Raw genomic sequence first — 15,230 nt, forward strand, 5'->3', positions numbered from 1 at the left:
CTCGCAAAGTTTTCCCTCGGTTTTTGCCGGGGGATTTTTTTGTTCTATAGAATTTGATTTTTGTTTTATGTTTTTGAATTTTCTTTGAATACTTTTGAAAATTGCTTAAATTTGCTTAAAATCGCCATTTTTGTTTTTGTGAAAATTTGGTTCAGTCTTGCGCGTATCTGTACGATTAAGTAAATTTATAGCATGATGAAATCGGTTACTGAATACAAAAACTATCGCGAGTATATTCTCGACTACTACAAGGAACGCAAGCGTTGTTCTGCGTTTACGTGGCGAGAATTTGCGAAGGTGGCTGGATTTGCGTCGGGTTCGTACCTGAAACTTGTATGTGATGGCAAGACGCGTCTTCGCGAAGAAGGAGCGAAAAAGACTGCACTTGCAATGGGCTTACTTGGCTATGAATTGGATTACTTCGTTTTGCTGGTACGTTATGAGGGAGCAAAGACGGAACAGGAAAAGAAGAAGTGCTTTGAGGAAATGCAGGCGCTTGGTGAAGCGAATCGCGTGAAAATTCTCGGCAGCGAGATGTACACTTACTACGAGACTTGGAAACATTCTGTGGTCCGCGAATTGGCTGTGGCTATGCCGGGCGCAAAGCCGAACGAAATTGCCAAAGTGTGCAAGCCTGCGATTTCTGCTGCGGATGTCAGTGATAGCTTGCGCTTTTTGCTCAAGGCTGGGCTTTTGACTCGCGATATCAAAGGGAATTATCACCAGACGAGTACTTCGCTTTCGACGGGAAATTTGAATGTGGTGGCCGTGGCGGTGCATTCGCTGTTGCGCCAGATGGGCGAGTTTGCGCTTGATGCTTTGGATAAATTGCCTATTTCGGAACGCCACTTTAGTGGCATCACGATGGGCGTGACGGCAGAAAGCTATGCAAAAATTGTGGATGAAATTGCTGCGTTCCGCAAGCGCATAGTGTCGATTGTTTCTGCCGACAAAAAGATTGAAAAAGTTTGCCGCTTGAATATGCAACTTTTCCCGCTGACGGAAAAGATTGAATATGGCGATATGAATGTGTTATCAAAAAATAGAGGGGAGTGACTAGAATTATGCTCACTAAAACAATGACAAAATGGAATCTTTTGGCGGCTCTTGTATTTGGGACGTCTTTTTGGGCTTGTTCTGGTGATAAGACGGCCGGTACGGACGAACAGAGCGAAGGCCTTTACGCCATCAAGAACTTGGATATTGCAGGCATTTCCCAAAAGGGCCCGTTCGTGAAGGGCTCCGCGGTGACGGTGCAGGGAATCAACTGCAAGACAATGGAATTCACGGATAAAGTTTTTGAGGGTGAAGTCAAAAATAACATGGGTGAATTTGTTGTTGAAAAGGTGAACTTGTCTACGACTTGTGCTGTTGTTGAAGTGACAGGCGAATACCGTAGCGAAATGACGGGGAAAAAAGTCTCGGATAAAATGACGCTCCGTGCGTTAACGAATCTTAAGGATCGTACGCATGTGAATGTCAACTTGCTTACGAACTTGGAATACGAGCGCGTGATGTACTATGTGACTGAAAAGGGCAAGACTTTCGACGAGGCTAAGGAATTGGCTGAAAGGGAAGTGCTTGCCGCATTCGGGATGGCTGGTGAATCGGCCGAATTTGAAGATTTGGATATTTTTGGAACAAGCGATGCGGATGCGACGCTCCTTGCTATAAGCGTGTTGATGCAAGGCGATGCCGATGTGAAAACGCTTGCTAAACGTCTGGATAAATTCAATGATTCCTTTGCAGAAAGCGGCAAGTGGAACGATGATGATACGAAAAAAGCGATTACCGACTGGATTGCGAATGCCGTGGCTAAAGCCGTGATGGATTCCATTCGTAAGAATATGGAAAATTGGGGATTCGCAAATGAAGTTCCCGATTTTGAAAAGGCCATTGAAGAAATCAATGTGGCACAGGAAATCCCCGAAGGGTGGAGCTGGGATGTGCCCAAGGAAGCTCGCCTGAATCCGAATATCAAATATGATTCGATAATCGACTCGCGCGACAAGAAAGTTTACAAGGTCGTGAAAATTGAAGTGCCAGACTCGAATTATTCGCAGGTGTGGATGGCTGAAAACCTGAACTATGCCGATAGCGTCAAGACTCCGAGCTTGAAGGGCGGCAACTGGTGCTACAATAATGAAGAAAAAAATTGCAAGGTGGGCGGTCGTTATTACAGCTGGGCGGCGGCAATTGACTCTGTTGCCTTGGCGAATGATTCGAAGGAACCGTTGGTTTGCGGCTATGGTAAAAAGTGCGGACTTGATCGCGCTGTGCAGGGAATTTGTCCTGATGGCTGGCATTTGCCGTCAATCTATGAATGGGGGTTGTTGAGCGTGGCGTTAGGATCTGGCGGCGTAGCTGGCGAGCCTCTCAAGGCCTTGACCGGGTGGGACTACGCCGGAACGCCTGACAATAACGGTACGGATCTTTACGGCTTTGCCGCACTCCCGACCGGAAGAAAAATTTCTGCAACTAGTTGGCAAAAGGTGGGCTCGGATGTTTATTACTGGAGCGCCACCGAATACAGTGCCGATCAAGGCCGGTATTTAAATATAAACAACATTTATACCAATTCTTATACGTATCAGAATAGCAAGTCTTATGGACAAAGTGTCCGTTGCGTCAAAGGGGATCCTTCGACTGCGCCGGTAAGGCCTTCTTCAAGTTCTGTAGATACCAATGGATGGAGCTGGGATGTGCCCAAGGAAGCTCGCCTGAATCCGAAAATCAAATATGACTCGATGGTCGACCCGCGTGACAAGCAAGTGTATAAGGTTGTGAAAATTGACGTGTCAGACACGAATTATTCGCAGGTGTGGATGGCAGAAAACTTGAACTATGCCGATAGCGTCAAGACTCCGAGCTTGAAGGGCCGCAACTGGTGCTACAACAATGATGAAAAGAATTGCAATGTGGGCGGTCGTTATTACAGCTGGGCGGCGGCAATTGACTCTGTTGCCTTGGCGAACGATCCGAAGGAACCGTTGGATTGCGGTTATGGCAAGACGTGCGGACTCAATCATAGTGTTCAGGGAATTTGCCCGGATGGTTGGCATTTGCCGACACTCCGTGAATGGAGTTTGTTGTGTGAGGCTATAGGGGATTACAGTACGTGTGGAAAGCCTCTCAAGGCTTTGAGCGGGTGGGACTATGCCGGAACGCCTAACAATAACGGTACTGATAAATATGGCTTTGCATCACTTCCGACCGGAAGAAGGCTTTCTGCAACTAGTTGGGAAAAGGTGGGTTCGGATGTTTATTACTGGAGCGCCACCGAATACAGTGCCGATGATGGTCGATATTTCAATATAAACAACATTTATACTCAAACTTATACGTATCAGAATAGCAAGTCTTATGGACAAAGTGTCCGCTGCGTTAAAGGGGATCCTTCGACTGCACCGGTAAGACCTTCTTCAAGTTCTAGCAAAAGCGATGAGTAAATAAAACTTTTAAGTAAAGAGGAATGCCCCGTGGCCAATATGCCGCGGGGATTTTTTTGGATTCTAGTGACTTTGATTTGTCATTCCCGCGAAGGCGGGAATCTCCATGTTCCAGGAATATGTATGTCATGTTCTAAAATGCTAAAAATTCTAAAATTTATGCAAAAATGGTAAAATCTGTGCAAAAATGCCATTTTTATGTTCTAGATTTAATGCAATTGAGTATATTTGTACTTATGAAGGATATCGTTAAATATACGGATTACCGCAAGTACATTCAAGATTACTACGACGAACGTAAACGCACTTCGGCGTTTTCTTGGCATATGTTTGCACAAAAGGCGGGTTTCTCGTCGGATGTTTATTTGAAGTATGTTTGCGAAGGAAAGAAAAACCTGAGTGTTGGTTCTGCGGGTTCTGTTGCAAGTGCCATGGGCCTTGTCGGCTTCGAACAGACTTATTTCGTTTTGATGGTCTCGTACGCTCATGCAAAGGATGACAAGACAAAACGTGCCGCGTTCGAGGAACGTTGTGCGTTAGCGCTTGCCCACAAGATGCGTGTTCTCGGTGATGAAGAATTCAATTACTTTAAATCGTGGAAAAATTCTGTGATTCGAGAATTGGCTCCGCACATGCCTGGTGCAAAGCCTCTCGAAATGGCGCGAGCTTGCAAACAAAAGATTTCTGCAACGGAAGTTTCCGAGACGCTTGATTTTTTGGTGAAGGCAAAGCTTTTAAAGAAGGACAGAAACGGAAACTACCAGCAAACGGATAAGGCCATCAGGATGGCGCCTGTAGAGGCGGTACCTTTGGCTGCTCGCGATTTGCAGCGCCAAATGGGAGAGTTCGCGATTCAGTCGCTGGATTTGCCTCTTTCTGAGCGAATGATGTCGGGCTATACGCTTGGCCTTACGCGTCGTGCTTACGAACGGATAAAAAAGGAAGTGGATGAGTTTTATCGGCGCATTGTCGCGATTGCGACAGAAGAAGATGAAACGGAGCGTGTTTATCGCTTGAATGTGCAACTGTTCCCGATGAGCGAATGGTTGAATAAAAGTGGAACAGTTTTGAATAAGGATGAGAGAAAATGAGATATAACTTGTACAAATTATTTTCTACCATTGCTGTGGTATCTTTGACCTTTGTTGCGTGCTCTTCGGATAATGATGTCGCAGGCGGCGCTTCGGGCGATGCTGGCGTTGTTGCTGTCACGGATAGAGAAGTGGCGGGTGTTACGCAAAAGGGTCCGTTCTTGGTGGGTTCATCTGTCGCAATTCAGGAATTGAATGGATTGACTTTGGTACAGACCGGTAGAAGCTTTAGATCGAGTATTAAAAATGATTTAGGTGATTTCTCTATCAAGGGTGTAAATCTCTCTTCTCAATATGCTTTGCTTGAAGTCAATGGGTATTATCGCAATGAAGTTTCTGGCGAAAAATCAAAAGGGATGATAGCTCTGAATGCATTGACCGACTTGAAAGACCGTAGCCATGTGAACGTGAACTTGATGACTCATTTGACGACGGACCGCATTTTGGCTTTAGTTCAAAAAGAAGGAATGTCTTTTGCTGAAGCGAAAAAACAGGCCGAAAGAGAAGTGATGACTTCGTTTGGTGTCTTGGACGATTTGGGTAATGGTGAAGACCTCAATTTGTTTGCTGGCGATGGTGGCGCAATGTTGCTTGCCATGAGTGTGCTGATGCAGGGGGATGGCTCAGAAGCAGATCTTTCTGAACGAGTTTCGCATGTGGCAACGGCGATTGTAAATAATGGCATTTGGAATGGTGACGAAAAAACGGAAATAGCAGATTGGGCGTTTCAGATTGATGCTGTGATAAAGAAATCTAAAAAGGGTGGGAGTATGCTTCAGCTAATTCGCGAAAATGTAGAGTCGTGGCAAGTCGTGGATTCAGTTCCGCCTTTTGAAAAATACGTTAATAAATTTTGGGCTCATGAATATGGCCTTGGTGCATGTGATGAAAAAAATCTTTATGAAGTAAAAAGTAATACAAATGAATTGAGTCAATATTATAGAAATGAATTTGTATGTAACCCTGACGGCCGTTGGAGTTTGGTTCGCATGAGAGAAATTCAAAGTTCTCTTTTTGAAGAGATTCAAGATAAGGCTGATGGCGAACATTATAAAGTTATGAAAATAGGGAATAAACAATGGATGGCCGAAAATTTAAGACGAAAAAGTAATGCTTTTAATAAAGGGAATGATATATCGTATAGTACGTGCTATGACGAAAAACAATCTAATTGCGATTCTTATGGATTACTGTATGAATGGAATGCTGCTGCTCAATTATGCCCTGAAGGGTATAAATTGCCTAGTATTTCTGATGTTAAAGCTCTTTTGCATTTTTATGGAGGTGAGGGAAAGGAGTCTGCCCAAAAACTTCGTGCTGCTGATGGGTTCGGCGCTTTATATGGAGGTCTGTATGAAGAAAAGCTCAAAGATTACATTGGTGGATTTTATTATACTGGAATTTTCGAATATTTGGGTCTTCATGAAGTGGCTAATTATTGGACTGAATCGCCGGCTTTTTTGCTCCGAATAGATTCTCTTGGTGCAAGGCTTGACAGTGTAGATAGAAGACTTTTAGGAACGCCAGTGAGAGCGTCTGTTCGCTGTGTCAAGGATGAACAGACCGAAGCAGAAACGGGTTTTATAAAAGAACGTGTTTGTGACCCAGTTGATAAAAATTATTGTAACGATTTCCCGATCTATTATACTGTTATAAATGGAAAAAAATGGATGACAGAGAATAGAACGAATGAATTGCAATTGGTAGAAACGAATTACGAAGTGTGTTATGACGATGAGCCTTGGTGCTCTGAAGATAATAGGTATGATGCGAAATGTAGCATGATTTCTAGCAAGGAATGTTTATATTCATGGGAAGATGCTATGAAAGTGTGCCCTGAAGGATGGCGTTTGCCCACTCGTTCGGAATGGGAGGCCTTAATGGGCGACTCTCCTTATGTGAATTCTCAGGGAGAAAATGGAATATATACGATGTATTTTACAGATAATTTTTCATTACATGATATTAGTCATTGGTCTGATGAATATTACGTGTCGTATGCGAATTCTTTGGGACTTAGTATTAAACCTGCAGGATATTATGAAATGGGTTATGAAAAAGTTGAATTCGGTGCTGCTTTTTGGACTAGTTCGGATAGCTCGTCGACGGATGCTTATGCTTTTATGCTTGTAGATGCTCTTGCAGGAACCTATATCATGAAAGTTGCGGATAAACGAAATTATTACTCTGTTCGTTGCATTGAAAAATAGGAGGATACTTATATGAAAAAACAAATATTTGCATTTGCTTTAGCTTTAGGTTGCTTTCTTTCAGGATGTACCTCGGAGAATGCTTTCGGTATTGAAAATTCTGATGAGAAAATCTCTTCTGAGAATATCGTGGGCTATTCACAGAAAGGGCCAATTTTGGCTGGCTCATCTGTGTTTATTCAGGAATTGGATAGCGTAAATTTTTTGCAGACTGGAAAAAGTTTTAGGGGCAAGGTAATAAGCGATAATGGAGAATTTGTTGTCGAAAATGTGAACTTGAATTCTCCGTATGTTTTGTTGGAAGTGAATGGCTATTTCCGTAATGAGATTACTGGAAAAAATTCTAATGGTGCCATATTCATGAATGCACTTGCAGATGTTAGCGAACAAAGTCATGTAAATATCAATTTGTTGACGCATCTTGAGTATGAGCGAGTTCAGGTATTGTTGGAACAAAAGAAAATGTCCATTGCTGAGGCTAAACGTGTGGCGGATCGAGAAATTCTAGCATCTTTTTTTGATGAAACTGATTACGGAAAAGTTGAACAATTGGATATTTTTGGCAATGGTAAAGGGGATGCCGCTCTTTTGGCGATTAATGTACTGTTGCTCGGAGAAGGGAAAGAAGCTGATTTTATGGAACATTTTGCGAAACTTGGGAATGACCTTGCGCAAGATGGTGTGTGGAACGACTCCGCGCTTAGAACTCAAATAGCTGATAGGGCGTGCGAAATGGACCTTGATGGAAATCTTCCTGTTATTCGCAAAAATATTGAAAATTGGAAAATTGCAGAAAGGGTTGCGCCGTTTGAGCCTTATGTTACATCTTTTTGGAAAAAATCATATGGACTTGGTGAGTGCCGTGAATCTAATATGGGAGAAACCAAGAAAAATTCTAATACCTCCAGTATTTATTACGGGTTAAATTTTACCTGTGATAAATCGGAACGTTGGGTTGCAAATTTAGATGTGGTTCGTGCTGGGTGCGATTCTTGTGGGTTTATGATTGATCCACGAGATGGACACAAGTATCGTACAATAAAAATTGCGGGTGCAAATTGGATGGCCGAGAATTTGGCGTATAACGGCTATGGTGAAGGTTCGTTTTACCATGATGACGAGTCGTATGGACTTTGGTATGAAGTGGGTGTGGCTATGCTTGGAAATCAAGTCGTGCCTGATTCTAGTGGCAGTAAATGGACTTATTACATAATGTCCGAAATCACTCCAGTTGTGTATTATTTGCATACTGGTTGTCCTGAGGGGTGGAAATTGCCTACTCGTGAAGATTATTATCAATTGATGAATGCGACTGCATCGAATAACTATGAATTGCTGCTGTCTCCAAAAGGGTGGAATTTAAAACTTGGTTATGATTTTGATCCGGTTGCATATTTCACTTCGACATTTGATCCTGAGACTCCTTATGGTCAACGACCTACATATTATTATGCTAGAATGTATGCCTCTGGAAGTGAAATCGCTCCTGAAATAGTTATGGGACGTGGCATGGCCGGCGGCGGATTTATTCGCTGTGTGGAAGAAGGCTTAACGCAAGAAAAATCTGTGTTGCCGGCAAGCGAAGTGGTTGCAGATTCTTTTGTGGATGAGCGCGATGGAAAAACGTATAAAACGATCAAGTTTGGCAATCAGGAATGGATGGCTCAAAATGTGGAGTATCCGGTAGGAGATTCTACTGTTGGGGATGGGGAACGACGTTGTGAGGCGATCTGGGAAGCGACTCCAAGCATGTTTTATCCAGATCCCTGCGATATTGGATGGCGATATGATTGGTATGAAGTTCAGGAAGCGTGTCCAGAAGGATGGAAAATTCCTAGTGTAGATGATGCGAAAAAAATGCTAGAGTATGTTGGTGGCGCTTCTGGAAATGCTGCGTTGTTTACGTTAGGGCTTGAGGGTAGTCAAGATATATATGGTTTTTCCGCTTTACCGACGCAATATGAGCAAGTGACTTGCGCGAAGATGATTAATGGTTGTACCTATAAGCCTGTTGGAGCGAAATTCTGGATATCAGATTCTACTGGACGTGTGCGGAATGTATTGGCTTTTGACAAGTTAGATGTTGGGATTAAACCCGCTGTTTCAACTGATTATTTGCCTGTGCGCTGTGTGAAAGACGCTGAATAAGGAAGAGAGAAAATGAGAAACGTGTGCGATTTTTTCAAGAACGGATTTGTGGCTTCGGCTTTTGTGGCGATATCGTTTTTGGCGGGGTGTTCGAACGATGACGTTGCTGGCGGCGCTTCGGGTGATTCGGGAGTTTACGCCATCAAGAATTTGGATGTAGCAGGTGTTACGCAGAAGGGCCCGTTTGTAACGGGTTCTGCCGTGGCCGTGCATGGAATCGATTGCAAAACTATGAAAATCTCGGACGAGCATTTTGAAGGTGCGGTCAAGAGCGACAAGGGCGACTTTATCGTGGAAGATGTTTCGCTCAAGTCAACATGCGCCGTATTTGAAGTGACGGGCAAGTACCGTAGCGAAATTTCTGGAAAGGAAACGGATAGCAAGTTGACTCTCCGTGCATTGACCGATCTTGAAAATCGCGAGAACGTGAATGTCAACATTCTCACAAATCTGGAGTATGAGCGTGTCGTGTACCTTGTGACTAAAAAGGGAATGTTGTTTGCAGGGGCGAAAAAACAGGCTGAAAAAGAGGTGCTTGCCGCGTTTGATATTGTGGGCAGTTTTGAAGCGTTTGAGAACCTGAACATTTTTGAATCTGGTGATGGTAACGCTGCTTTGCTTGCCGTGAGCGTGATGATGCAGGGCGGTGCCGATGTTGATGCTCTCGTGAATCGCATGGACAAATTCGATGATTCGTTTGCTGAAAAAGGCGTGTGGAGTGATTCCAGTACGAAGACTGCGATTACGGAATGGGTTACTGCTGCTGCGGCTGACGGAACGTTGGATTCAATCCGCAAAAATGTAGAAAGCTGGGGGATGACTGCCGAAGTGCCTACATTTGAAAAGTTCGTGGAAACGTTTGGAGCCGATTCGTCGATTGCTGCACAAAATACAATGACGGATCCTCGTGATGGAAAAACATATAGGACTGTTAAGATTGGTGATCAAGTATGGATGGCGGAAAACTTGAACTATGAAACCGAAAAAAGTTACTGCTATAATGATTCCGTGGAATATTGCGCAATGTATGGTCGTTTTTACGAGTGGAATGCGGCGATGAGAGCTTGTCCTGAAGGTTGGCATTTGCCGCTTTTGGAAGAATTTAAAACTTTAGTGGATGCATTAGGAGATTCTGCGATGGCAGGAAGTAAGCTCAAGTCCACGAGTGGCTGGTTGAACGATCTCAATGGTACAGATGATTACGGTTTTACGGTGCTTCCCATTGGTGGTAGGTCTGCAAGTGGAAAATACATAAACAAAGAATGGCTTGCGGATTTTTGGAGTTCTACAGAGAGTGCTGTCGAATTTGCGTACGTGATGCATGTGGGCGCTAACTTCAATACAGCACCATTGGATATGGACGAAGGAAAGTACAATGCGTTTTCTGTCCGTTGTCTTCAGGGTGAAAATGATTCGTTGAGATCTTATATTTTTGTGGAAGATTCGGCTGTGGCTGTTTGCAAGACGGAAAGTACAGATGATTGCGAATACGGAAAGTTGACGGATGAGCGTAATGGTCAAGAATACAAGACCGTGAAAATTGGAAAACAAGTGTGGATGGCGGAGAACTTGAACTATGAAACGGATGAAAGCTATTGCTATAATGATTCCGCCGAATACTGTACAAAGTATGGTCGCCTTTATACGTGGTCTGCGGCGTTGAATGCGTGCCCTACTGGCTGGCATCTGCCTTCGCAAAACGAGGGTATGACTTTGTACTATTCAGTAGGAGGTAGAGATACTGCTGCAAAAATGCTCAAATCTGTCAATGGTTGGAATGATGATGGCGCCGGTACGGATAGTTTTGGCTTCTCTGCCCTTCCGGTTGGTGATAGAGATGAGTTTAATGATTATGAAAATGAAGGTCGTTTTGCAGGTTTTTGGACTTCGACAGAAGTGAATGAAAGATACGCTGCTCATATACATTTGTTTTATATGGATGACGATGCTGCTTTGAGTACGACTTTTAATAAAAGATATGCTTATGCAGTCCGTTGCGTCAAGGACTAAATTTTTACCGGTTTAGCAAAAAGGTGCATTAAAGTGTCTCCATCCAGCGGGACATGAATACGTTATAGACGCTGTAGGTTTTTCCGTTTAAATCGCTTTGTTCTAGCAGTAGTTCTTTTTCGACAAGGGTTGAAAGAATTTTTTTAGCGGTGGCGCTGCTTCCTATGCCATATTTCATCAAGAAGGCGCTTGCTGTTGGTTGCTTTACGGAGCCTTCCTTGGCAACGGCGATAAGGTATTTCCACTGTTTGTCGGTAATCAGGTTGCGGCGTTCAATGAAGTTTGGGATTTCAAATCGTAAAATGCTGGATATAGTTCTTTTGACATCTTCTAGTGATATATTTTTTGAAGATTCTGCAAATACTCTATTGCATACAAATTGAGTGTAATAGGTATGACGTTTTGTCCAATCTAATATAAAATCAACTGCATCTTTGTCAATGTTTTTTTTTGCTCTTTGAAATAGATGTGTAATAAACTCCTTATACTTCTCAGAATCGATACGGTCGATGTGAATTGTTCTGGAGCTTTCGTAAAAGGGCTTCTTTGCGTTGGTAAACATGTCTGCCATCAAGTGCTTTTTGCTACCGCAGAAAATGAATTTTACATGATGCATTTGCTGAATGTATGTTCGTAGTAAGGCTTCGGTATTTTTTTCTTTGAATTCTCTGATTTGTTGAAATTCGTCGATGGCGAGGATAATTTGTTTTTCTTGTTTTTCGAGAAAGTCGAAAATTGATTTTAACGTCAATTTTCTTTGTTCGTCCAGCTGGAAGGTGAATGTAACTTGAGGGTTGCCTGACATGGAGTCATAACTAAGAAGCGGTCGAACGTTCTTGAGCGCAATGAAGAATTTTTTTATCAGTGACTCGTTTGCTATGGAGCTGACGATGGCTTCAGACAAGATTTTGATAAAATCGTCTAGACTTTGCGCCGAAAAAATGTCGGCGTAAATGCAAGTGTAATGTTTTTCCTTGAGGTCCTCGAATGTTCTGAAAATGAGACCCGTCTTGCCGTAGCGTCTTGGAGAAATTAATGTGACGTTTGAACCATTGGTTAAAAAGGAGATAATGTCCTTGAGTTCTTGTTCTCGATCGCAGAAATTCTCTTTTGTTGTGTAAGGCTCTAGAGAGAACGGGTTTTCCATAATAACCTCAATTAACTTTTAGTAAGTTACTTTTAGTAATATACCAAAAGTTAATTGGAATGTCAATAGGTTGAATATTGTATTCCTGGAATACGGACTTTGTGTTCTGAATTGCTAAAAATTGTGTAATTTCTGCAAATATGGTAAAATTTGGCTAAAAACGCCATTTTTGTATTCCAAAAACTGCGGAAATGTCTATATTTGTACACATGAAGGAGATTGTAGAATACACAGACTACCGCAAGTTCATCCAGGATTACTACGATGAACGCAAGCGCAGCTCGGCTTTTACGTGGCGCGAGTTTGCCCGTGATGCGGGATTTTCGTCGGCTGTGTATTTGAAGTACGTTTGCGAGGGCAAAAAGAATCTGAGTGTAGGGTCGGCGGGATCCGTTGCTGCGGCGATGGGGCTTGCCGGGTTCGAACAGACGTACTTTGTCTTGATGGTTTCGTATGCGCATGCGAAAGATGACAAGGCGAGACGTGCCGCGTTCGAAGAACGCTGTGCGCTCGCGCATGCCCACAAGGTACGTGTGCTCGGGAACGAGGAATTCGATTATTTCAAGTCGTGGAAGAATCCGGTATTGCGCGAGATTGCTCCGCACATGCCTGGTGCCAAGCCTCTTGAAATGGCTCGTAAGTGCAAGCCGCAGATTTCTGCGGCGGAGGTCTCCGAGACGCTTGACTTTTTGGTGCGCGCGAAGCTCTTGAAGAAGGACAAGAGCGGAAACTACGAACAGACGGACAAGTCGTTATCGATGGGGTCGGTCGATGCAGTGCCTGTGGCGGCTCGCGATATGCAACGTGAAATGGGGGAATTTGCGGTGAAGGCTTTGGACTTGCCGCTTTCGGAACGTGACATGTCGGGGCTTACCATGGGGCTCACGCGCCGTGCTTACGAAAAAATCAGGAAAGAAATCGCGGATTTTCGCCGCCGCATTGTGGCGATTGCGAGTGAGGATGACGAGACGGAACAGGTGTACCGCCTGAATTTGCAGTTGTTCCCGCTGAGCGAACGTCTTGACGATTGCGATGATAAAAATAAAGGTGTTGGGAAAAAGTAAGGAGAAAAGTGATGATTAATTGGCGCAGGATGCTGAATGTTCGCGCGACCATTGTGCTCGCTCTTGCTGTGCTGTTGACGTCGTGTTCCGACGACAAGGTGGCGGGCGGTACTACGGAAGATGCGGGGCTTGCCATCAAGAATTTGGACGTGGCAGGGCTTGCGCAAAAGGGGCCGTTTGTCAAAGGCTCTGTCGTGACTGTGCAGGGCGTGGATTGCAAGACGATGGATTTCACGGACGAAGTTTTCGAAGGCTCCGTGATAAACAATGATGGTGAATATGTTGTTGAAAATGTGAATTTGTCTGTTGCTTGTGCTTTGCTTGAAGTGACGGGCTATTACCTCAATGAAAATACCGGTAAAAAATCAACGGGTGAAATCTCGCTCCATACGCTGACGGATTTGGGCGACCGCAAGAATGTGAACATCAACGTGTTTACGGAACTGGAATACAAGCGCGTGATGATCCTCAACACTGAAAAGAAGGTGTCTTTTGCGGATGCTAAAAAACAGGCTGAAAAAGAAGTGCTTGCTGCGTTTGATGTGAAAGCGGAAAATGGCGATTTCTCCTTGTTCGAAGACTTGGACGTCTTTGAAAAGGGTAAAGAGAATGTTGCGCTCCATGATGTGAGCGTGATGTTGCAGGCGGATTTGGACGCTACGGAACTCGCAGAACGCTTGGAAAACATTGCCGCCGACATTGCGAAAGATGGCAAATGGGATGATCGCGATTCTGTCATTCCCTCCTCGAGCGGGAATCTCCCCTCGTCCAGCAGCTCCTCCGTCATCGCTAGCGAAGCGAAGCAATCTAGTAACAGTATAAAAGACTCTTACCTGAATCCAAACATTGCTTATGGCGAAATGACCGACTCCCGTGACGGACAAGTTTACAAGATCGTAAAGATTGGGGAGCAAGTTTGGATGGCGCAAAATTTGAACTATGAAGCGGCGACCAGTTATTGCTACAATGATGGTGCGGAATATTGCGAAAAGTATGGCCGGTTGTACACCTGGGCCGCGTCAGTGGACAAGTCGGAGAAAGAGTGCGGACTCGGAAACGAATGCAATCTGGCGTCTGGGAATATTCGTGGTATTTGTCCCGATGGCTGGTATTTGCCCAGCGGAGCTGATTTTGAGACTTTAATCAAGGCTGTGGGTGGCGAAAAAGGTGCCGGCGCTAAACTGAAGTCTTTGAGTGGCTGGCGTGACGATGGTGGTGTAAGTGGCAACGGCACTGACACATTCGGATTCTCGGCACTGCCTGTTGGCGTCGGTATGCAGGGCTTCTACGGTGAGGGGTACGGTGCGCAATTCTGGGGCTCTACGGAATGCGGTAGCGCGAGTGCTGCTGATAAAGGTTACAGCTGTGCGTCTATAATGAGCTTGGACTATGACGATGTCGACGTGAGCTTGAGGAGCTACGCTGCTAAGGACTTCAAGTTCTCTGTCCGCTGCATCAAGGAAGATGGTGAATTTGTTCCGGTGTCCAGCAACTCCTCTGTCATTCCCGCCTCGAGCGGGAATCTCCCCTCATCTAGTTCAGTTACCTTAGCAACGCCGTGCAAGACTGAAACAGAAGACAATTGTGAATATGGAACTTTGGCTGATTCCCGTGACGGACAAACCTACAAGACGGTGAAAATCGGTGATCAGGTTTGGATGGCGGAAAACTTGAACTATGAAAATGGAAATAGTATGTGCTACAGTGATGATAGTACTAAATGCGGTAAGTCTGGTCGTATTTACACTTGGGATGCTGCAAAAGAGGTTTGTCCGAGTGGATGGCATTTGCCTGATACAACGGAATGGGTTGCTTTATTCTCTGCGGTGGGAACTCGGGGAATGGCTGGTCGGAATCTCAAGTCGACCACTGGATGGGCTGATAATGGAAATGGCGTTGATGCATATGGTTTTTCTGTATTGCCTATTGCTTTTTGGGATGATCCAGATTTCATTGCTAGGGATGAGTATGCGTTGTTCTGGAGCTCTACAGAAGTGGACGCCGATAAAGCTGAATTGCAACATTTTTACATGAGTTATGATTCGGTAATCCACGGTTCTTTTTCTAAGAAAATGGCCGTCTCTATCCGTTGTCTCAAAGATTAGTGTTTG

At 44.3% G+C, this 15,230-nt stretch carries 9 protein-coding genes; 8 read left to right on the forward strand and 1 reads right to left on the reverse strand.

What is annotated here, in order from left to right:
- The first annotated feature begins 192 nt into the window (after positions 1-192).
- The 6 genes from FSU_RS09940 to FSU_RS09965 all read left to right on the forward strand — a co-directional run bounded on the left by FSU_RS09940 (position 193) and on the right by FSU_RS09965 (position 10,908).
- The gene (locus FSU_RS09940; RefSeq protein WP_014546279.1) at positions 193-1,056 is read left to right on the forward strand and encodes a TIGR02147 family protein; all 864 of its coding nucleotides are present in this window, start codon (positions 193-195) and stop codon (positions 1,054-1,056) included.
- 8 nt (positions 1,057-1,064) lie between these two features.
- Positions 1,065-3,449 carry a fibrobacter succinogenes major paralogous domain-containing protein gene (locus tag FSU_RS09945; protein ID WP_014546280.1) on the forward strand — a complete coding sequence of 795 codons (2,385 nt, stop codon included), beginning with the start codon at positions 1,065-1,067 and terminating at the stop codon, positions 3,447-3,449.
- A gap of 236 nt (positions 3,450-3,685) precedes the next feature.
- A complete protein-coding gene (locus tag FSU_RS09950) occupies positions 3,686-4,540 on the forward strand; it encodes a TIGR02147 family protein (RefSeq protein ID WP_041260156.1) in 855 nt (284 codons plus the stop codon).
- On the forward strand, positions 4,537-6,750 hold the full coding sequence (locus tag FSU_RS09955; protein ID WP_014546282.1) for an FISUMP domain-containing protein: 2,214 nt from the start codon (positions 4,537-4,539) through the stop codon (positions 6,748-6,750). Before FSU_RS09950 ends, FSU_RS09955 begins: the two co-directional genes overlap by 4 nt.
- Positions 6,751-6,762: 12 nt before the next feature.
- On the forward strand, positions 6,763-8,898 hold the full coding sequence (locus FSU_RS09960; RefSeq protein ID WP_014546283.1) for an FISUMP domain-containing protein: 2,136 nt from the start codon (positions 6,763-6,765) through the stop codon (positions 8,896-8,898).
- Between the two features lie 12 nt (positions 8,899-8,910).
- Positions 8,911-10,908, forward strand: a complete 1,998-nt coding sequence (locus FSU_RS09965) for a fibrobacter succinogenes major paralogous domain-containing protein (RefSeq protein WP_014546284.1) — start codon at positions 8,911-8,913, stop codon at positions 10,906-10,908.
- A gap of 28 nt (positions 10,909-10,936) precedes the next feature.
- Here FSU_RS09965 and FSU_RS09970 read toward each other — a convergent pair whose 3' ends face one another.
- On the reverse strand, positions 10,937-12,055 hold the full coding sequence (locus FSU_RS09970; protein WP_014546285.1) for an AAA family ATPase: 1,119 nt from the start codon (positions 12,053-12,055) through the stop codon (positions 10,937-10,939).
- Positions 12,056-12,246: 191 nt separating this feature from the next.
- On the opposite strand from FSU_RS09970, the gene FSU_RS09975 reads away from it, so the two are divergent.
- The gene (locus FSU_RS09975; RefSeq protein WP_014546286.1) at positions 12,247-13,119 is read left to right on the forward strand and encodes a TIGR02147 family protein; all 873 of its coding nucleotides are present in this window, start codon (positions 12,247-12,249) and stop codon (positions 13,117-13,119) included.
- Between the two features lie 11 nt (positions 13,120-13,130).
- A complete protein-coding gene (locus FSU_RS09980; RefSeq protein WP_014546287.1) occupies positions 13,131-15,224 on the forward strand; it encodes a fibrobacter succinogenes major paralogous domain-containing protein in 2,094 nt (697 codons plus the stop codon).
- Positions 15,225-15,230: the final 6 nt, after the last annotated feature.

Origin of the sequence: Fibrobacter succinogenes subsp. succinogenes S85, assembly GCF_000146505.1 — a bacterium.
Lineage (GTDB): Bacteria > Fibrobacterota > Fibrobacteria > Fibrobacterales > Fibrobacteraceae > Fibrobacter > Fibrobacter succinogenes.

Bases quoted from the DNA above. Each gene is read 5' to 3' on its own strand.
- FSU_RS09980 (WP_014546287.1), top strand. From the start codon at position 13,131: ATGATTAATTGGCGCAGGATGCTGAATGTTCGCGCGACCATTGTGCTC.
- FSU_RS09960 (WP_014546283.1), top strand. From the start codon at position 6,763: ATGAAAAAACAAATATTTGCATTTGCTTTAGCTTTAGGTTGCTTTCTT.
- FSU_RS09965 (WP_014546284.1), top strand. From the start codon at position 8,911: ATGAGAAACGTGTGCGATTTTTTCAAGAACGGATTTGTGGCTTCGGCT.
- FSU_RS09940 (WP_014546279.1), top strand. From the start codon at position 193: ATGATGAAATCGGTTACTGAATACAAAAACTATCGCGAGTATATTCTC.
- FSU_RS09970 (WP_014546285.1), bottom strand. From the start codon at position 12,055: ATGGAAAACCCGTTCTCTCTAGAGCCTTACACAACAAAAGAGAATTTC.
- FSU_RS09975 (WP_014546286.1), top strand. From the start codon at position 12,247: ATGTCTATATTTGTACACATGAAGGAGATTGTAGAATACACAGACTAC.
- FSU_RS09945 (WP_014546280.1), top strand. From the start codon at position 1,065: ATGCTCACTAAAACAATGACAAAATGGAATCTTTTGGCGGCTCTTGTA.
- FSU_RS09955 (WP_014546282.1), top strand. From the start codon at position 4,537: ATGAGATATAACTTGTACAAATTATTTTCTACCATTGCTGTGGTATCT.
- FSU_RS09950 (WP_041260156.1), top strand. From the start codon at position 3,686: ATGAAGGATATCGTTAAATATACGGATTACCGCAAGTACATTCAAGAT.